The organism is Halalkalibacter oceani, from assembly GCF_023715705.1.
GTDB classification, from domain to species: Bacteria; Bacillota; Bacilli; order Bacillales; family Bacillaceae_D; genus Halalkalibacter; species Halalkalibacter oceani_A.
Window position 1 is genome coordinate 306,588 of sequence record NZ_JAMBOS010000002.1, and the last position, 17,664, is coordinate 324,251.

General features: G+C 48.1%; 18 protein-coding genes and 1 pseudogene. 12 read left to right on the plus strand and 7 right to left on the minus strand.

Annotation, left to right across the window (positions count from 1 at the left end; genetic code table 11):
* Positions 1-3 precede the first annotated feature (3 nt).
* On the plus strand, positions 4-2,127 hold the full coding sequence (scpA, locus tag M3212_RS03350) for a methylmalonyl-CoA mutase (protein ID WP_251192585.1): 2,124 nt from the start codon (positions 4-6) through the stop codon (positions 2,125-2,127).
* Between the two features lie 54 nt (positions 2,128-2,181).
* On the plus strand, positions 2,182-3,189 hold the full coding sequence (gene meaB / locus M3212_RS03355) for a methylmalonyl Co-A mutase-associated GTPase MeaB (protein WP_251192528.1): 1,008 nt from the start codon (positions 2,182-2,184) through the stop codon (positions 3,187-3,189).
* A gap of 63 nt (positions 3,190-3,252) precedes the next feature.
* On the opposite strand, the gene M3212_RS03360 is transcribed toward meaB, so the two are convergent.
* Positions 3,253-5,034, minus strand: coding sequence for a B12-binding domain-containing radical SAM protein (locus M3212_RS03360; RefSeq protein ID WP_251192529.1), 1,782 nt, complete (start codon positions 5,032-5,034; stop codon positions 3,253-3,255).
* A 179-nt stretch (positions 5,035-5,213) separates the two neighbouring features.
* Here M3212_RS03360 and M3212_RS03365 point away from each other — a divergent pair, with 179 nt between their 5' ends.
* Genes M3212_RS03365 through M3212_RS03375 form a run of 3 tightly spaced genes read left to right on the plus strand, consistent with a single transcriptional unit; the run spans position 5,214 to position 7,137 of the window.
* On the plus strand, positions 5,214-5,594 hold the full coding sequence (locus M3212_RS03365; RefSeq protein WP_251192530.1) for a GntR family transcriptional regulator: 381 nt from the start codon (positions 5,214-5,216) through the stop codon (positions 5,592-5,594).
* The gene (locus M3212_RS03370) at positions 5,591-6,466 is read left to right on the plus strand and encodes an ATP-binding cassette domain-containing protein (protein WP_251192531.1); all 876 of its coding nucleotides are present in this window, start codon (positions 5,591-5,593) and stop codon (positions 6,464-6,466) included. The genes M3212_RS03365 and M3212_RS03370 overlap by 4 nt, the downstream gene beginning before the upstream one ends.
* Positions 6,463-7,137: a hypothetical protein gene (locus M3212_RS03375; protein WP_251192532.1), complete on the plus strand. Its 675-nt coding sequence runs from the start codon at positions 6,463-6,465 to the stop codon at positions 7,135-7,137. The genes M3212_RS03370 and M3212_RS03375 overlap by 4 nt, the downstream gene beginning before the upstream one ends.
* A gap of 366 nt (positions 7,138-7,503) precedes the next feature.
* On the opposite strand, the gene M3212_RS03380 is transcribed toward M3212_RS03375, so the two are convergent.
* From M3212_RS03380 to M3212_RS03395, 4 genes are all read right to left on the minus strand, one after another.
* Positions 7,504-8,232, minus strand: a complete 729-nt coding sequence (locus M3212_RS03380; protein WP_251192533.1) for a hypothetical protein — start codon at positions 8,230-8,232, stop codon at positions 7,504-7,506.
* Between the two features lie 130 nt (positions 8,233-8,362).
* On the minus strand, positions 8,363-9,553 hold the full coding sequence (locus M3212_RS03385) for a KamA family radical SAM protein (RefSeq protein ID WP_251192534.1): 1,191 nt from the start codon (positions 9,551-9,553) through the stop codon (positions 8,363-8,365).
* 318 nt (positions 9,554-9,871) lie between these two features.
* Positions 9,872-10,537 carry a GerMN domain-containing protein gene (locus M3212_RS03390; protein ID WP_251192535.1) on the minus strand — a complete coding sequence of 222 codons (666 nt, stop codon included), beginning with the start codon at positions 10,535-10,537 and terminating at the stop codon, positions 9,872-9,874.
* A gap of 221 nt (positions 10,538-10,758) precedes the next feature.
* Positions 10,759-10,917, minus strand: coding sequence for a hypothetical protein (locus tag M3212_RS03395; RefSeq protein WP_251192536.1), 159 nt, complete (start codon positions 10,915-10,917; stop codon positions 10,759-10,761).
* Between the two features lie 163 nt (positions 10,918-11,080).
* On the opposite strand from M3212_RS03395, the gene M3212_RS03400 reads away from it, so the two are divergent.
* The 3 genes from M3212_RS03400 to M3212_RS03410 all read left to right on the plus strand — a co-directional run bounded on the left by M3212_RS03400 (position 11,081) and on the right by M3212_RS03410 (position 13,796).
* Positions 11,081-12,166 carry an AI-2E family transporter gene (locus M3212_RS03400; RefSeq protein WP_251192537.1) on the plus strand — a complete coding sequence of 362 codons (1,086 nt, stop codon included), beginning with the start codon at positions 11,081-11,083 and terminating at the stop codon, positions 12,164-12,166.
* A 62-nt stretch (positions 12,167-12,228) separates the two neighbouring features.
* Positions 12,229-12,600: a rhodanese-like domain-containing protein gene (locus M3212_RS03405; protein WP_251192538.1), complete on the plus strand. Its 372-nt coding sequence runs from the start codon at positions 12,229-12,231 to the stop codon at positions 12,598-12,600.
* A 236-nt stretch (positions 12,601-12,836) separates the two neighbouring features.
* Positions 12,837-13,796, plus strand: a complete 960-nt coding sequence (locus M3212_RS03410; protein WP_251192539.1) for a hypothetical protein — start codon at positions 12,837-12,839, stop codon at positions 13,794-13,796.
* 200 nt (positions 13,797-13,996) lie between these two features.
* Here the strand turns inward: M3212_RS03410 and M3212_RS03415 are convergent.
* A pseudogene (locus tag M3212_RS03415) lies at positions 13,997-14,507 on the minus strand (transposase); the annotation flags it as partial.
* A 237-nt stretch (positions 14,508-14,744) separates the two neighbouring features.
* Positions 14,745-14,882: a DUF3941 domain-containing protein gene (locus tag M3212_RS03420; protein WP_434084031.1), complete on the minus strand. Its 138-nt coding sequence runs from the start codon at positions 14,880-14,882 to the stop codon at positions 14,745-14,747.
* A gap of 171 nt (positions 14,883-15,053) precedes the next feature.
* Here M3212_RS03420 and M3212_RS03425 point away from each other — a divergent pair, with 171 nt between their 5' ends.
* The 4 genes from M3212_RS03425 to M3212_RS03440 all read left to right on the plus strand — a co-directional run bounded on the left by M3212_RS03425 (position 15,054) and on the right by M3212_RS03440 (position 17,588).
* Entirely contained in the window at positions 15,054-15,329 is a 276-nt protein-coding gene (locus M3212_RS03425; RefSeq protein WP_251192540.1) for a hypothetical protein, read from the plus strand.
* A 135-nt stretch (positions 15,330-15,464) separates the two neighbouring features.
* A complete protein-coding gene (locus tag M3212_RS03430) occupies positions 15,465-16,247 on the plus strand; it encodes an alpha/beta fold hydrolase (RefSeq protein ID WP_251192541.1) in 783 nt (260 codons plus the stop codon).
* Positions 16,248-17,084, plus strand: coding sequence for a YitT family protein (locus M3212_RS03435; RefSeq protein WP_251192542.1), 837 nt, complete (start codon positions 16,248-16,250; stop codon positions 17,082-17,084).
* A 15-nt stretch (positions 17,085-17,099) separates the two neighbouring features.
* A complete protein-coding gene (locus tag M3212_RS03440; RefSeq protein WP_251192543.1) occupies positions 17,100-17,588 on the plus strand; it encodes a BsuPI-related putative proteinase inhibitor in 489 nt (162 codons plus the stop codon).
* The last annotated feature ends 76 nt before the right edge of the window (positions 17,589-17,664 follow it).

The following is a 17,664-nucleotide window of genomic DNA, read 5'->3' on the forward strand; positions in this document are numbered from 1 at the left end:
CAAATGTCCTTTCCCTCACCAGGAGGAATGAAAAAGAGTGAAGCAAAGACGAGCTTTCAAACGATGGAACAAATCCCGATCAAATCGTTTTATCAAAAAGACGATACGGCAGATCTCCCCTACTTGGATTATGTTGCTGGAATCGCCCCGTTTTTTCGCGGGCCGTATCCGGCGATGTACAAAGCGCGTCCATGGACGATCAGACAGTATGCCGGCTTTTCTACAGCTGAGGAAAGCAACGCTTTTTACCGCCGGAATTTGGCGGCGGGTCAGAAAGGGCTGTCAATCGCCTTTGATTTGGCGACGCATCGCGGCTACGACTCCGATCATCCCCGTGTCGTCGGTGATGTCGGAAAAGCGGGGGTGGCCGTCGATTCCGTTCTTGATATGAAGCTGTTGTTTGACGGAATTCCGCTTGATCAGATGTCGGTCTCGATGACGATGAATGGTGCTGTTTTGCCGGTTATGGCCTTTTATATTGTCGCGGCGGAGGAGCAGGGCGTGCCACTCTCGAAGCTGTCGGGAACGATTCAAAATGACATATTGAAGGAATACATGGTGCGCAACACCTATATTTACCCGCCTGAAGCCTCAATGAAAATCATTGCCGATATTTTTGAATATACGTCTATCCATATGCCGAAGTTCAACAGCATCAGCATCTCCGGCTACCATATGCAGGAGGCGGGAGCGACGGCTGATATTGAACTGGCCTATACACTTGCTGACGGGCTCGAATATGTGCGTACCGGCATTAAAGCCGGGATGGATATAGATTCCTTCGCGCCGCGGCTCTCCTTTTTCTGGGCGATCGGGATGAACTATTTTATGGAGGTCGCCAAAATGCGGGCGGCGCGCCTGATCTGGGCGAAGCTGATGAAGTCGTTTCAGCCGAAAAATGATAAATCACTGGCTCTCCGGACTCATTCGCAGACGTCAGGCTGGAGCTTGACCGAGCAGGACCCTTTTAATAATGTTGTCCGTACTTGCATTGAGGCGATGGCTGCCGCTCTCGGTCATACGCAATCGCTTCATACGAATGCGCTCGATGAAGCGATTGCGCTGCCGACCGACTTCTCGGCCAGAATCGCCCGCAACACACAGCTTTATTTGCAGGAGGAAACAGGGATTACGAATGTGCTTGACCCGTGGGGCGGTTCATACTATGTCGAGAAGCTGACAGCCGAGCTCCTGGAAAAAGCATGGAGCCATATTGAAGAGGTGGAGCAGCTTGGAGGAATGGCGAAGGCGATTGAGACAGGACTGCCAAAAATGCGGATCGAAGAAGCGGCGGCGAGACGGCAGGCGCATATTGACTCCGGCAAAGAAGTGATCATTGGTGTCAATCGTTACCGGCCGGATGAGGAGGAGCCGCTGGAGATTCTGAATATTGATAACACCGCTGTCCGGACGGCGCAAATGAAGCGCCTGGAAGAACTCAGAAAGAACCGCAATGAGGAGGACGTGCAGCAGCGTCTCGAGGCGATTACCGCTTCTGCCCGCTCGGGTAAAGGCAATCTCCTTGCGCTTGCGGTGGAAGCGGCCAGGGCGAGGGCAAGCCTTGGGGAAATCTCACTCGCTTATGAAAAGGCAGTTGGCCGGCATAAAGCGGTGATCCGCTCGATTAGTGGCGTCTACCGTTCAGAATATGGGGAGAAGGAAGAGATGAAGACGATTCGCGAGATGACGGACCGGTTTACCGAGCAGGAAGGAAGACGGCCGCGGATTATGATTGCGAAGATGGGCCAGGATGGCCATGACCGCGGGGCGAAGGTGATTTCTACCGCCTTTGCTGATATGGGTTTTGATGTTGATATTGGACCGCTTTTCCAGACGCCGGAGGAGGCTGCTTTACAGGCCGTTGAAAATGATGTCCACATTTTAGGAATGAGCTCTCTGGCGGCAGGCCATAACACACTTTTGCCGCAGGTGATTGAGGAGTTAAAGCGGCTTGGGCGTGAAGACATCCTTGTGATCATCGGTGGAGTCATTCCACCGCAGGACTATCCATATTTGCGGGAGAAAGGGGCGGCGGCGATTTTTGGTCCGGGAACGGTCATACCGGTAGCGGCACAGAAGATTATCGAGGAATTAAATCGGCGCCTCGGCTATGAAGCATCGTCTTAAACCGGCTGACGTCTTAAGCAGCTTGCAAAAGTCTCTGCCAGAAAGGAGCCTGATATGGAGAAACCTTTACCGAAACGGAAGGAATTGAAGCTGGAGGACTATGTCCAAGGCGTCAGGGCAAATAACCGGGCGATGCTGGCCAGGGCGATCACCCTCGTTGAGAGCAATGCCGCAAAACATCTTCAGCTGGCGCAGGACGTTCTGACAGCGATCATGCCTTATACGGGACAGTCGATACGAATTGGCGTTTCCGGTGTGCCCGGAGCGGGGAAAAGTACATTCATTGAAGCGTTCGGCACAATGCTTTGTGAGCGCGGTCATCGGGTGGCGGTGCTGGCAATTGATCCGACAAGCTCGCTTTCACGGGGAAGTATTCTTGGCGATAAGACGAGGATGGAACGGCTTTCCAAGCATCCAGGAGCGTATATCCGTCCTTCTCCGACCGGGGGAACATTAGGCGGAGTCGCCCGAAAAACGCGGGAATCGCTGATGCTTTGTGAAGCGGCAGGCTATGATGTGATTATTGTCGAGACGGTTGGTGTCGGACAAAGTGAAATTACCGTCCGTTCCATGGTCGATTGCTTTGTCGTGCTGATGCTGACGGGAGCAGGGGATGAGCTGCAAGGGATGAAAAAGGGCATTATGGAAATGGTTGATATTCTGCTGATTAATAAGGCGGACGGCAAAAACAAGCCGCTCGCCGAGCAGGCCCGTGTTGAGCTGGAGCGGATTCTTCACCTGCTCCCTGCTGTAACGGACGGCTGGGAGCCGAAGGTCAAGACGATCTCAGCGCTTGAAGAAAACGGAATCACTGAATGCTGGCAGCTGATTCAACAGTTCCAGCAGCATATGAAGGCAACAAATCTGCTGGAGCAGCGACGGAAGGAGCAGGCCGACAGCTGGCTTCGCTCTTTGATCGAGGAGCAGCTACTGGCCGGCTTTTACGACAATGAGCGGGTTAAAAGCGAGCTTCCAGAGGTAAAGGAAAAAGTGCTGAACGGCAAGCTCAGTCCGACAAAAGCTGCCTTAAGCCTGCATGAAATCTATGTAAACAAGCAATAAAAGCATGGAAGAGGGGCCGGAAAAAGGAGAAAAACCTTTTATCCAGCCCCTCTAAAATTTTGACTATCCCTCTTTGTAACGGCTCTCTGTACCTGCTAAAAGCACTTCAAATGGTATGGTATAGACGTTTGTTTTCATCCCTTTCGGATCAAAGTAAGCGAGAAGCAGACTTTCCTGCTCTCGATATCCGCCATCCTTTTCCGCTGTCAGGGTAAGGGGAATCCGTTCGATCATCGTATGCTTGTGCAGCTCCTTTTCGCTCAGCCGAAAAGTGGCGAAGGAAGCGGAGACAAGCTCTGGCTCCTTGGCGAGCAGCTTGATATAGCGCGTCTGCTCGTCCTTTGAGAGCGAGAATGTCCACCATGTTTTGCGCGGCTTATGTTTGTGATTTTCAAAAAAGTCGACCATCATCAGGGCGCGGATGACGTCAGGAGATGTCTTCGTCGTGATCGTAGTCAGAAATTGATCAAGCCGGCGGAATAAGTCCTCCAGTTGATGACCAATCCGCGACCATCCTTGTTTGTCCCAGTAATCACCGAATGCCTGGAAGAAGTCAAACGGGGAGGCGAATTCCTGCTCAACCAAGTACTCAATTGTCCGGTCCATCCGGTGATCGTTCCAATACTTTTCGAGGACGTCCTCGACCCGTTTTATTCGGACGATTTCGTCAAAGCTCAGCACATTATTACCAAGAATTTCATATGGGGCATTGTCCATATAAAGATAATCATGATCCTTTGCCCGCAGCCTCAGGCCTGTCCCGCGCAGCATTTTCAAGAATCCCAGTTGCAATTCCTCAGGACGCAAGGCGAAGACGTCATTAAATGTCCGTCTGAAGCTGTTGTAATCCTCCTCCGGCAAACCGGCGATTAAATCGAGATGCTGGTCAATTTTTCCACCGTCCTTCACCATTCTCACTGTCCGTGTCAGCTTTTCAAAGTTTTGCCGGCGCTGGACGAGCTCGTTCGTCGCGTCATTCGTCGACTGTACCCCGATTTCAAAGCGGAAGATTCCCTTCGGCGCATGCTCATTTAAAAACTCCAATACTTCCGGCCGCATAATGTCAGCGGTAATTTCAAATTGAAAAACACACCCCTGATGGTTGTCAATCAGAAAGCGGAACATCTCGAGCGCATAATCGCGTTTAATATTAAACGTCCGGTCAACGAATTTAATTAATTTCGCCCCATTTTCAATTAAAAAAAGAAGATCGGCCTTCACCTGTTCGATATCAAAATAACGAACACCGACTTCGATTGAAGATAGACAAAATTGACAGCTGTACGGACACCCCCGGCTCGTTTCAAAGTAGGTGACACGCTGACCGAGAGCGGGTAAATCCTCGGCAAAGCGGTACGGTGACGGGAGGTCGCCAAGCTTTAGCTTTGGGCGGGGAGCCGTGATCATCACTTCGTCCTGCTTGCGATAGGCAAGTCCGAAGACGAAGTGGTATTTTTCTGTTGTCGAAAGCTCCTCCAGAAACTGCTTAAATGTTTCTTCCCCTTCGCCGATGACGATAAAATCAACGGCGGGCAATGTGTTCATCCATTCTTTCGTATCATAGGAAACTTCGGGACCCCCGAGGACGATTTTTGTTTTCGGCAGCACTTTTTTCAGCTGATTAATCACTTTAATCGTTTCTTCGATATTCCAAATATAACAGCTGAACCCAATCACGTCCGGCTTGCGCTCATAGAGGTCGGCAACAATCGACAAGGTCGGGTCCTTGATCGTATATTCAACAATTTCAATTGGGAAATCAGGTTCTGCATAAGCCTTCAAACAGCGCAAGGCCAGGCATGTGTGGATGTATTTCGCATTCAACGTCGTGACGACGGTTTTCATTTTTACAATCCCTCGATTCTCTTAAACGAACTTTACTTCTCACTAGTTTACCAAAAAATGAGGAACAATCCTAATGACGCTCGCCTATTTTTTTAGACGCCTGTTGACAGAAAGGGTATCTCTGTTATATGGTTAATTACACAACTAACTAACCAAATAACATAAGGTGGTGAAACAATGTGCGGTCATCCTTAGATGATAATCGACCGATTTTTCAGCAAATCCGGGAAATGATTGAAGAGGAGATAGTAGCTGGTCAGCTGCAGGAAGAAGAAAAAGCGCCATCGACCAATCAGTTAGTCGCTCATTATAAAATCAATCCGGCAACCGTCTTAAAAGGGATTAATCAGCTGGTCGATGAAGGAATTTTATACAAGAAGAGAGGGATCGGGATGTTTGTCGCAAAAGGAGCGCGAAGCAAGCTGCTCGAAGAACGCAGGCAAAGGTTTAAAGATGAATATGTGTGGAGAACGGTTCAGGAAGCAAGAAAGCTTGGTATTTCCGTCGCAGAAGTCCAGGCGATGATTCAATCCGTTGAAGAAGGGGATGAAAAGGAATGACAAATCGTATTCAAGCCGAGCATGTGACGCTTCAGTTTGGAAATAAGACCGTTTTAGACGATGTTTCATTTGAGTTGGAAGGCGGAAAAATATACGGGCTGTTAGGCCGCAATGGAGCCGGGAAAACATCTTTAATGTCGCTGCTCGCCGCCTTTCAAAAGCCGACTTCCGGACAAATGATGGTCGATGGAGCTGAGACGTATGAAAATGCCGGTATTATGGAAAGTGTTGTTTTTGTCCGTGAGGAAAAGCGAGAATATGAAACGGACACCGTCGCCAAATGGCTGAAGGATGTCGCCAAACTGCGGCCGCTGTTCGATCAGCAGTATGCCGAGTACTTGGCGCAACGATTTAAACTGCCGCTGACGCAGAGGGTCGACAAATTGTCACGCGGGATGCAGGCGGCGCTCGGCATTACGGTCGGTCTGGCGAGCCGCTGCCCGATTACGATTTTTGATGAAGCCTATTTAGGTCTTGATGCCCCGTCACGTGAACGCTTTTATGAGGAAGTACTGCGGGATTATATGGAGCACCCGCGGACGATCATTTTGTCGACGCATTTAATTTCCGAAATGGATTCGCTATTTGAAGAAGTGATTGTGTTAAAGGAAGGCTCGCTTCTGCTTCATGAAAAAACGGATGAATTGCTCGAGCAGGGCGCCACAGTCACAGGTGCGAAAGAAAATGTCGAGGCGTTTATCGCCGGCCGGAACGTGCTGAAGCAGCAAAGCCTTGGCGGGACAAAATCAGCGATGATTTACGGGAAGCTGACGGCAGAGGAGCGGGAACAGGCAAGGCTAAACGGCCTGGAAATCGGCCCGATTGCTTTACAGGAGCTGTTTATTCATTTGACGGAAGGAGAGGAAGAATGATGAATCAGAAAGCGAAAAAAGTGCTGCGCGGCACTTTTCACATGTATCTGATTTGGACGATCTGGTATCTTGGATTTTGCCTCCTTGCGATCTTTGGCGTCGCGGTATTCGCGGCGAATCCGAATGGGGAGTGGGAATGGTCGCTTTTGCAGGGAGCGATGCAGGCAAACCGGATTTATATGCTCGTGCTCGGGATTTTATCAATGGGCGGCTTGCTAACCTATTATGTTTCAAATGGGATTACGCGGCGTGACTATTTTAGCGGAGTGGCCGCTGCGGCTATGCTGTTAAGCGTCTTTCTCGTGATTGTCACCGGCCTTCTCCATGGAGCGGAGCGAATGTTATTCGGCTGGGGACTAAGCGAAGAAAGCCTCGGGCTGACGTTCGTGATGGCATTTTTCCAGCTGATTGTCTTTTATTTCGTCGGCTGGCTGATCAGTGCGGGCTTTTATCTATTTCACTGGCTCATCGGTCTCGCCTTTATCGGCATCGGGATTGTCATTATTTCGATTTTTGACTATGTATGGGGCCACATCGGCCAGCAGCAGTTTGATTTTCTGCCGGTAACCGACATTTCTCCTGCTGTCGGCATCGTCATCAGCCTGCTTTTATCACTCGGATTGATCAGTGTGATGCGAAGCCTGACAAAGCGGGCGGTCGTCAAGCCATAAATGAAGTGAAAGAGCCAGGGGAAAAGATGAACTCAATCTTTTCCCCTGGCCTGGTGGCCTGGTTATTAAGCTGTATCGTTCATTGCTTTGCGCAGTTCATTGTACCATTCCAATGTCTGTGTCTCCGAATCCTGATTAAGAAAAATCAACGTTTGGTCCGTCAGTTCGATCGTGATAAATGGGGGACTGTCTTCGGACAAGAAAAATAAGGCATCGTCATACTACTAAAGCAAACTAAGACGTGATAAACGTTGTTTCTAGTTCCACCAATGACTAAATAAATTTATGCGAATCAAACTGAAAGAGGCTAGGCAAAAGGTAAAAAAAACAACCCTTTGTCTCAGCCTCTTCATATTGCATTTCCCTCTAACTCACTGGAATTGTTAGCGGTAGCTGCCAAATCTGTTCTTGGACGTGCAAACGGGTCAGCTTTAGCGTGAAGGAGTCCGGCAGCGGAGTGGCGAAGTCATAGTTCGCAATTAGCTGATTTGTGTCTTCTAGATAGTGGGTCGTTGAAAAGACCGGATAGATTTCTTCATTATCCTGAATTAAAGTTACGCTCAGTCCGCTGATCGGCTGGATGTCACTGATCTCGATCATAAGACGCTCGCCATCGGTTTCGGCCTTGGTTATAACAAGGTCATTGATGAAGCGGTTTGTCGTGCCGTCCGTCATCTCGGGAATGACAAGTTCTCTTTTGTAGTAGAGAGGCTTGGCAAATACAATGATATTGAGATGGCTGAGATCATTCGGAAGCTCCGGGGTATAAAACTGACGCACCCTGATCTGATCCTCGTCACTTTCCAAAGGTGGAAGTGTCTCACTATGCAGTGCTTCATATGTCGCTCCGTTTTCATCTGTTAACACCGAATCGAGAGCAAAGGAAAATTGTTCAGTCTGATACTGTTCCATCGTGGAAGTCGCCGCGATCGTGATAAAGAATCCTTGCTGCCCGTCCCATTCACCAGCTTCCATCGTTTCAAATTCGACATGTAAATGACTATTTTGATTTTCTACCTGCAAATCCACAGATGATTCCGTTGCCTGACAGGCACAAAGAAAACAGAGTATGCCCAAAAATACCACCCATTTCAACCGTTCTTCACTCCACTTAGCAAATATTTCTTTTAGTGTATCATGTCGAAGATCGTCTTCCTAGAGCGAATCATGAAGAAAAATAGGTTTTTAAAGGGGCAGGACATCATCATCGATTCGTGTAAAAGTATTAAGAAAGAACGGCGGAGCTGGTTTTCCTTTTGCGCTTCTGTGGCATCTCGGGCAGCTCGTTGACGGAGATAACCTGATCTGTTTTTTTCGTTGGCGGGCTCCAGTATTGTTCATTTTCCGGCAAATCATCAAACCAGGCTGCCTCTTCCGGACAGTCGAGAACCATGAACTTTCCATAGTCATTGTCACGTGACTGATGATATTTTAAATACGCCTTTCCATCTTCAATTGCCAAAATCTCGATTTTACCGGATGTGTGACTCATCGACAGGCGGACGCGTTTCCCTAATCCGGACGTTTTCGCTTTGGCCTCTTCAACAATACGGTAAGCTTCTTTAAGGGTGAGAACAAAGTCGTTATTACCGGCGACAGGACGGTTAATAAAGAAATAATAAGGCGTCACCCCGGCCCATGAAAGCTTGTCCAGCAATTCAGCTAGTACATCCGGATCATCGTTGATGCCTTTCAGAACCGGAGTTTGATTAACGACAATCGCCCCGGCGTCGTGCAAGGCCGCAAATGCTTTCTTCGCTTCCTCCGTGATTTCTACTGGGTGATTGATATGAGCCATAATATAAATCCGGTTTTCAGCTGTGGAGTACTGACGAATCAGGTCGAGCAGCGCTTCATCCTCGTAAATTCGCATCGGGTTAAACACCGGAAGCTTTGAGCCGATCCGGATAATTTTTACATGTTCGATCTGACGGAGCTGTTCGATAATCATACGCAGTTTTTTTGTGGCGAGGATCAGTGGATCGCCCCCTGTGAGGAGGACATTGTTTATCGCAGGTGTGTTGGCGATGTAGTCAAGGCCGGGCTTTACATCAGACAGCGCTTCCTTGACATCATTGCGAAAAAGCCGTTTGCGGAAGCAATAGCGGCAATAGGCGCCGCATACTTCAGAACAAATGAGCAAAGCGGTCGTTTCATATTTGTGCTGACAGCCGGGAACGACGTAATTTGTATCTTCATCAGAAGCATCCCAACGCCCATATTCACTTAATTCTCCTTCGTTGGGGATAACCAACTTTCTAATGGGATCGTTCGGATTATTCCAATCAATTAAACCGAGATAGTATTCATTGACGCGGAAAACAAATTTTTCTGTGATTTCTTTTAGCTTCGCCCGTTCTGATGCTGGAATTTCCTTGATTTTGTCAATATCCAGAACATATTTAGGTTGTGCCAAACAGATCATCCTCCTTTGTAATAAACATCACGTCAAGTATAACAATAAAAAAACGAAATAGTCAAAAAAGCTAGAAAAATGGAGGGGTCTTCTATTTACGGACCGTAGGCAAAACAGCGTTGAGAGATAACACCCAAAACCGATTTTGCATGTTTCGTATCGTTTTCCGAAGAGAGTCCTGGCGGCTTGGTGTTCCTCCAGTGTACTACATAAAGCCCGGGTCAAAAGGTGAGATCAACCTTTAAACCCGGGCTTTTCTTTCTGAAAAAAGTATCATTCGCACGCAGCGCTTCTAAGAAAAGTAGCTGTGCGATTTTCTTATTCGACTTTTTTGTAGTCTTCGAGACTGTCGGCGACGATTGGCACGCTTGTGTCAATATGACCGAACAGCTCCGGGTGACTTTCCCCGTCAATTAAAATTTGCGTTTCGTTGAAGCCGAATTGCTTCATGATCATCGCCACTTGCTGAAGAATCATTTCTTCCGTACCTGAACCTGCCTGTGTTTCCAGCAGTTCAGCGGAGAAAGAAACATGAGCGACACCTTCCACTTCTTCAACGGATTGAACTTCGACATTGTCAGGAATTAAGGACACGAGACCTTCCTCGGCTTCGGTTGGACCGGCAACCCACTCTTGCAGGGTAGCGACAAAAACCTCATCCTCTGCTGCCTCGATTTGCCGTTCTACTCTAAACATATCCATGACCTGATCGTCAGAGAAAACCAACTCGACAGGCGTGCTCGTGCTGTCCTGAGCTTCGCCCTCAGGCTCACCTTCAGGCGTTTCTGATTGATCAGGTGTTTCGTCCGTCACTGGTTCTTCTTCATCTGCCGGTGTCTCTTCTCCTGACAGGTCTTCATTTTCTTCTAATTCAATGTTATCAGGAGCCGGTTCAGGCTCTTCCGGTGATGTTGTTCCTTGTCCACACGCGGCAAGCGCTAGAAGCAGGAAACTGGTAAAGAGCACCATCCATTGCTTTTTCATTGTTCTTCCCCCTTTTACATCGTGTGTGAACGATTTCCACACAGAGGATAGTGAGCTTTCCTCTTACGCAAGTATGTAGGATAAGTCCTATCAGTTAAATTCTACAACATTCAGGTTGAAATTCAATCCTGAATTTAGACCTAGTCCGCTCCAATTTGACAAAATGAATGCTGGAAAGTCCGCCACTTGGGACCTTCCAGCTACGGCACGGAGCGAAACGGTTAAAACATTGGAAATACATACTCGATCAAAAACCAGATAATCCCGAAGAAGATAATTAAATAGGCTGCATATTTAATAAAAGTCGCCATGACCATGCTGTTGTTTTCTTTTTTCTCAACATGTCGTTCTTCGACGTCTACATTTTTTCTATTGTCCATCATTTCTCCCTCCTAATAAGGAATTGTATAGAGTACATACCCTTCATTTTTCAGGCTAAACTTCGACTGTTGATCTTCTTCGTTTCTTCTGGACATAAATGGGGTAGGATTGGTATGGAGATGGTATAATGAAAAAAACTGTCAACAGGAAGGGATTTTGCTTATGCCACAATCGAAAGCATTCCGTATTGGATATGGAATCGCGCTTATTTTTTTAATTATTTATTTGGGAACATTAGTGGATTGGATTTTTCAGCCGATCGTTGTTCTCGTGCAGACGTTATTTGCACCGATTGTTTTAGCGGGTGTGCTGTTTTACCTGCTGCGGCCGTTTGTTAACTTTTTATCGCGCTGGATGCCGCGCGGCCTGGCAATTTTGGCGCTGTATTTATGTGCGATCGCGCTCTTGACGGCATTGGTCCTGCTTGTCGGACCGGAATTGCAGAAGCAATTTAATAGTCTCGTGCGAAATGCGCCAATTTTTATTAATGAAATCCGGGATATGTTTATCAACTTACAGGAAAATGAATACATTGCCCGTTTTCAGCCGGGGGAGACGGTCTCATTTGAGGAGCTAACATCACAGCTTGCTGATTACTTAAATCGGATTGTCTCGACAGTCGGCTCGAATATTGCCAGTTTCATCGGCTTTATCGCCAATGTCGTGATCATTCTCATCATCATTCCGTTTGTCCTGTTTTACATGCTGAAAGAGGGGGATAAGGCTCCGAAGCAGGTGCTGAAATTCTTCCCGGCCAAGCAGCAGCAGGAAGGACGCCGTGTGCTTCATGACATGGATGAGGCGCTAAGCTCCTATATTCAGGGGCAAATTATTGTCAGCTTCTGTGTCGGTGTACTCGTCTATATCGGCTACTTGATTATCGGGCTCGACTATCCGCTCGTATTAGCGCTCGTAGCGATGTTTACAAATGTCATTCCTTTTGTCGGTCCGTGGATTGGCACCTTTCCGGGAGTGATCGTCGGCTTCATTGATTCGCCGTTTATGGCACTGTGGGTCGTGGTTGTCGTCGTAATCGTCCAGCAGATTGAGAGCAATTTAATTTCACCGCAAATAATGGGTCGAAAGCTTGATATCCATCCGCTGACGATTATTCTCCTATTGCTTGTGGCGAGCCGCTTTGCCGGTTTGTTAGGTTTACTGCTTGCCGTACCGACCTATGCTGTAGGGAAGGTGATTGTCTCGCATACGTACCGTCTGTGGAGGCTGCGCAGCAAGCCGACGAATTGACATGATCGAAGCGGATTTGTATCGTGGAAGAGGAAGAAAAAACAGACCGAGGAGTGGTAATGATGGCATTTGAACAAGATGGGATTATTCAAGTGGAACCCGAAGAATTAAAAGAGCTGTTACAGCAGGATGACCGTCCGATCATTATTGATGTACGCGAACCGGATGAGTATGAGGAAGCGCATATTCCGGGACTGCCGTTGATTCCGATGCAGACGATTCCGACGATCGCGGCGGAGCTTGATAAAGATCAGGAGTATCTTTTCGTTTGCCGGAGCGGAAACCGGAGCCAGAATGTCGCTCTATATTTGCAGAATCAAGGCTTTTCGAATGTGAAAAATTACGCCGGCGGGATGCTTGCCTGGACAGGGGAAACGGTGTCTGGTGCAGAATGGGTTGTCCGTTCTCCGGAAGAGCTTCACAAGGCAAAATAAAAAAAGGGGTTTTAGGCAGGGAGATTCGTTTTACCGGGGCTCACGTGAGCGTAACGACAAGTAGGAGAGCGGGTTTCTTTCCTGCTTGTTGTCGTTTCTGCGACTTTGTGCTCGGGTCTTACATCGTTGGTGGCGCGTGCGTTGTGTAAAAGTTAGGACGTGTGCTTTTGCTATATTTCTAGTAAACTAGTAATAGGTTTTTTTAGAGGTTGTGACGAGTGGAGGATGGGCCAATCATGAAGAAGAAAGTTACATATGGCATCGTAATGCTTTTTTGTTGTCTTGTCTTTGCCGCGAAGGGTGCGGCTGCTGAGAACATTTATTTTTACATAGATGGACAAGAACAGCGCTATCAGGGAGAGGTAGTAGAGGAAGCAGGCAGCTTATTGGTTCCATTGCGTCCGATTTTAATGAATCTGCACTTTATAAACGCGGAATGGGCGTTTACTTCACGGGAGATTAACGAGTTTCTCCGTGAAAAACGAAAAGAGCAGCAGGAAGCGCAAAGCGGTCAAGTGAAGGATGAGGAGCAGGAAAAGGAGCAGGATCTGAACCCGCTTGAAGCTGTTCCTCAATTGCGGGACCTTTCAATCGTAGAAAGAAACAATCGCGAAATGATCCGTCTCGATGACGTAATTCGGCTTGGGTTTGATGGCTACTATTATCAAAACGAGAACATTCTCCAAGTGAATACCCCAGCTTTTATGGAAATTGCCGGTCTGGTCGTCGGTGATTCGCGGCAAAAAGTGTCCGGGCTTTATCCTGATGTGCACTGGAATACAGGCTTTGGACAGGCTGCCGAACTGAATGGCTTTATCGGTGATATGGTTCCTTATACGTATAAGGACCGCTACGGCTATGAACGGACGGAAGAGGTACCCGAGCTGCAGGTAGAGATACAGGATGACAAGGTCAGCTATCTCTTCATCTCATCGGACCGCTTTCCGACTTCAAAGGGGATTCAGGTAGGGGACGAGCTGCGCGATGTGTACCGGCTGTATGGCAATCAATACGTACGTGATCGAATTGATGGCAAACAGATTATCGTTTACGATGTTGAAAATGGATCGATCTGGTTTATTGCCGATCAGAACCAGAGGATTGAAAGAATCGCCTACTGGGATCATCATCTTCGCGGCTTTGGCGAACAGCAGGTCGAGCTCTTGCCGGAAGACGACGAGGAAGAAGAAAAGTGATCAGAGATGATCACTTTTTATGACCGTAGACAAAACGAGGCCACTGAAAAACTTCCTTTTTCGTAACTCGAAGAAGAGTTTTATGGCTCCGCGCGTTGCGCGCCTTGCTTCGAGGAACCCACTCGTAGCAGGCTTTCAAAATCAGGCAACGGCTACGCTCATTACGAAAAAGTTGCTGAAAAAGTTAAAATCGTACTTTTTCAGCAGCTTCGACAAAGAGCTTGAGACAAAACTAGCTTTGGACCTACTGGCAATGGCTTCACACGCCACAAGCCCGTTGTGAAAAACCCACTCACAACGGGCTTTAAAAGATCGTGGCGGTTCCGCTCATTGCTTAGAGGCTGGGCAAAAGGTTTAAAAAACAACCATTTTTCCCAGCCTCTTTTGCATGTTTCGTATGGCTTACTGGAGATGGCACTGTCGGTTTGGGGGTTCCACCAGTGCCATGCTTCCAGTTTCTTCAAAGTCATGGCAGCAAAAACGAGCATCGTCTGCATGGAATTTTGTTCGAGCCCCTTCAAGTTCGTCCAACGCAGTTCATGCTTTTGTTTAAGAGCGGCAAAGACTTGTTCAATCGTTTCTTTTCGTCTTGCATAGACCTCTCTCTATAATGTGGCGTAAGACCAGCTTCTTATGGTCTTTGTTTTTGGTACATTGGGAAAGCACTGGACAGTTCTGACACACACTTGGATTGGAGTTATACTCACGGTATCACCTGTCTTTATTTGAGGAAAAGCTCCCCCTTTTTCCTACTAGAAAAAGCGGACGGGATGGGAGGGCCGACTCCTGCAGGAGGAAGGGCAGGTTGAAATCCACCGGCGAAGCCGGTTAGTTCAACGTCCGCCTGCGGAAAGCGTGCCCCCGATCCCGGTAGCGAGGTCGAAGAGCCAAACCTTGTCTACGAAACAAAATAAGTCTGCCGACTTTGTCGACAGACTGGAAAAGTGATCAGAGATGATCACTTTTCTTCGAATAGCTATGCTTTCCGCGGCGGGCATTTTCCGCCGCCTGTTCATTTTTTTGCTGATTACGGGCATTGGAATCCTGTTTCTTTTTGTTGTTGTCCCCGGTTGTTGTCATCGTCATCATTCACCTTCTTTCTATACGTATAGGATGTTCTGCTTTCCCGCTTATTATCAGAAAAATGAACTGTTGCTTTTCCCTCGATTAGCCAGGCAGACTGCTAAAAAGAGGTTTATCATTTCAACAAGCAGGGAACGTAGTACATAAATCAAATTCTGAAAGGTGGAGATGGTCATGGCAATGAAAAAAACGTTGATGGCAACGGCGGTAGCAAGTGCGGCAGGAGCAGCAACAGTGCTTTTGCGCAATCCTGATACAAGAGAAAGAGCCAAAAGAGCAGCCCTTGAAACCTATTCAAAACTAACCGGTCAAACGGCAGAAAACTCAAAAAAGGAAAAACAAAAAAAGCTGGGGCATTCGCATCCGCATGATTATGCCGATAATAAAATGGTCAATGAAGGTGCGATGACAAGTGTTCAGTATTATAATGAAAAGCAGCAGCAGTCGTAACTGAATGAAAACAGCTGACCCGCTATCCTTTCCCTGGTAGCGGGTTTTACTATTTCAGTGAAGAAGGTGAAGTATGTAATTGAATAATGGGAATGCTATAATAAGGAAAAAGATTGGAAGGATGGAGTGGATAGAATGGTTATTATTCGCAATAGACAAATTGCACAGATACCGGTGCTCGATGTCGTTAAGGCTGAATGGGAAGAACGGAAGGCGCCGGCTGTTTTCTTTTTACATGGGTATACAAGTGCGAAAGAACACAACCTCCACGTCGCCTACCTCCTCGCCGAAAAGGGCTTTCGCGTCTTACTTCCGGACGCGCTCCATCATGGGGAAAGAGAGGGGCGACTTTCTGGGAAAAAAAGAGATCTTGCCTTTTGGGAGATTGTACTGTCGTCGATTAAAGAGCTTCAGCAGATCAAGGATGCTTTGGTTGCCGAGGGAAAAGTCGATGCAGGCCGGCTCGGCGTGATTGGGACATCGATGGGGGCGATTACGATGTACGGCGCGCTTGCCGCGTATCCATGGATTCAAACCGCCGTTTCCTTCATGGGCACCGCTTATTACGAAACGTATGCGAAAGCTCAGATTGAGATGCTTGAACAGGATGGAGAGCCGCTTGATCCGGAGCTGAAGCAAAGAGTCCTTTCTCAAATACGTCCTTTTGATCTGTCGCAGCAGCTTGATAAGCTGGCGGGACGCCCATTGTTCATCTGGCATGGAACGGAGGACCAGGTGATTCCGTTTCCTTTCTCGGAAAAGCTGCACGAGACAATTGCGGCGAGCTATCAGGACAAGCCAGAGCGTCTTCATTTTTCCGCCGAGGAGAGAACACCGCATAAAGTGACGAGAGCGGCTGTTCTTAAATCGATTGCCTGGTGTGAAGAGCATCTTCTCGACAGAAAGGTATCATCATAAATGAAATCAATTCAATGGATGCAAGAAATTCAGAAGCTGGTTATTGTGACGGTTGGAGCGCTTTTTTTAGCGGCGTCTCTTAACTTTTTTCTCATCCCGGCTAACGTCTTTGCCAGTGGCTTTACAGGAGTTGCCCAGCTTTTGGCCTCGGTGCTGCCAATTTCGACAGGGATCTTGTTATTTGTCTTGAATATTCCCGTGGCGATTGTCGGCTGGCTGAAGATCGGGAAAAGCTTTACGCTCTATAGCTTTATTAATGTCGCGCTGACGACCTTGTTTCTTGAGCTGTTGCCTGTTTATGAATTTTCGCCGGATATCCTGTTAAATGCCGTCTTTGGCGGGGTGATCGCGGCAATCGGAGCCGGTATAACACTGAAGTGGGGAGCTTCATCAGGCGGGGTCGATATTATCGCCTTAATTTTATCAAGGGTCAGCGACCGGCCGGTAGGGATTTATTTCTTTGTGATCAACGGCTTAATCGTGATCACATCGGGGCTTTTATTTAATCCGGAGAAAGCCCTTTACACGCTCGTCACCTTATATGTGACCTCAAGGGTGATTGATGCGATTCATACGCGCCATGTTAAGCTGACGGCGATGATCGTCACGACGAAAGCGGAGGAGCTTAAAAAGGCGATTCACGACCGGTTAACGCGGGGGCTGACAAGGCTTCCGGCGAAGGGCGGCTACATGGCGGACGATAAAGAGATGTTAATGATTGTCATTACCCGTTATGAATTATACGAGCTGAAGCATGTCCTACAGGAGGTCGACCCACAGGCCTTTACGAATATTGTGGAAACAGCCGGGATTTTCGGTTTGTTTCGCAAGGAGTAAGGAGGCGGGGAGCAGGTGAAGACATGGCTGATCATGCTGCTGCTTGTGCTGGCAGCATGTGGCCCCGGGCAGGACGGGGTCATTGAGGAAAGCGAAACAACAGATGAAAAGCGAGGTGAGGAGACGATGCCTGACAACTGGCTTATGGAGCTTCGGGCGGAGCAGGACGGGGAGGAAATTCACATTGAGCTGGAGGTCGTAAACGAGGATGAACATGATCATACACTCGCATTCAGTTCGGGGCAGCGCTATGAATTGCTCCTGCGAAACGCGGAGGGAAGCGAGGTGTACCGCTTTTCTGATGAGCGTGTTTTTATGATGGCGATCATATATGAGGAATTTTCCCCGCATGAAAAAAAGACCTTTCGCGAGCAGATCGATGCGGCGGAGCTTCCCGCCGGAAGCTACACGCTGGAAGGTGAACTGCTGGTTGCGGCGATTGACAATGAGCCGCTAACTGAAGGGGAATCCTTTACCCAATACGTGACGATTAATCTGGACTAATGAGACAGTGGGAGGCAAAAGCCGAAGCCGCGAGCCTGAGACAAGGGGGAGGAGCCAACCTTGTATCTCAGGCTCT

Excerpts from the sequence above, each read along its gene's own strand:
- M3212_RS03360 (WP_251192529.1), bottom strand. The coding sequence starts at position 5,034 with ATGAAAACCGTCGTCACGACGTTGAATGCGAAATACATCCACACATGC.
- scpA (WP_251192585.1), top strand. The coding sequence starts at position 4 with ATGTCCTTTCCCTCACCAGGAGGAATGAAAAAGAGTGAAGCAAAGACG.
- M3212_RS03435 (WP_251192542.1), top strand. The coding sequence starts at position 16,248 with ATGAAATCAATTCAATGGATGCAAGAAATTCAGAAGCTGGTTATTGTG.
- M3212_RS03400 (WP_251192537.1), top strand. The coding sequence starts at position 11,081 with ATGCCACAATCGAAAGCATTCCGTATTGGATATGGAATCGCGCTTATT.
- M3212_RS03370 (WP_251192531.1), top strand. The coding sequence starts at position 5,591 with ATGACAAATCGTATTCAAGCCGAGCATGTGACGCTTCAGTTTGGAAAT.
- M3212_RS03375 (WP_251192532.1), top strand. The coding sequence starts at position 6,463 with ATGATGAATCAGAAAGCGAAAAAAGTGCTGCGCGGCACTTTTCACATG.
- meaB (WP_251192528.1), top strand. The coding sequence starts at position 2,182 with ATGGAGAAACCTTTACCGAAACGGAAGGAATTGAAGCTGGAGGACTAT.
- M3212_RS03430 (WP_251192541.1), top strand. The coding sequence starts at position 15,465 with ATGGTTATTATTCGCAATAGACAAATTGCACAGATACCGGTGCTCGAT.
- M3212_RS03425 (WP_251192540.1), top strand. The coding sequence starts at position 15,054 with ATGGCAATGAAAAAAACGTTGATGGCAACGGCGGTAGCAAGTGCGGCA.
- M3212_RS03405 (WP_251192538.1), top strand. The coding sequence starts at position 12,229 with ATGGCATTTGAACAAGATGGGATTATTCAAGTGGAACCCGAAGAATTA.
- M3212_RS03395 (WP_251192536.1), bottom strand. The coding sequence starts at position 10,917 with ATGGACAATAGAAAAAATGTAGACGTCGAAGAACGACATGTTGAGAAA.
- M3212_RS03410 (WP_251192539.1), top strand. The coding sequence starts at position 12,837 with ATGAAGAAGAAAGTTACATATGGCATCGTAATGCTTTTTTGTTGTCTT.
- M3212_RS03390 (WP_251192535.1), bottom strand. The coding sequence starts at position 10,537 with ATGAAAAAGCAATGGATGGTGCTCTTTACCAGTTTCCTGCTTCTAGCG.
- M3212_RS03420 (WP_434084031.1), bottom strand. The coding sequence starts at position 14,882 with ATGACGATGACAACAACCGGGGACAACAACAAAAAGAAACAGGATTCC.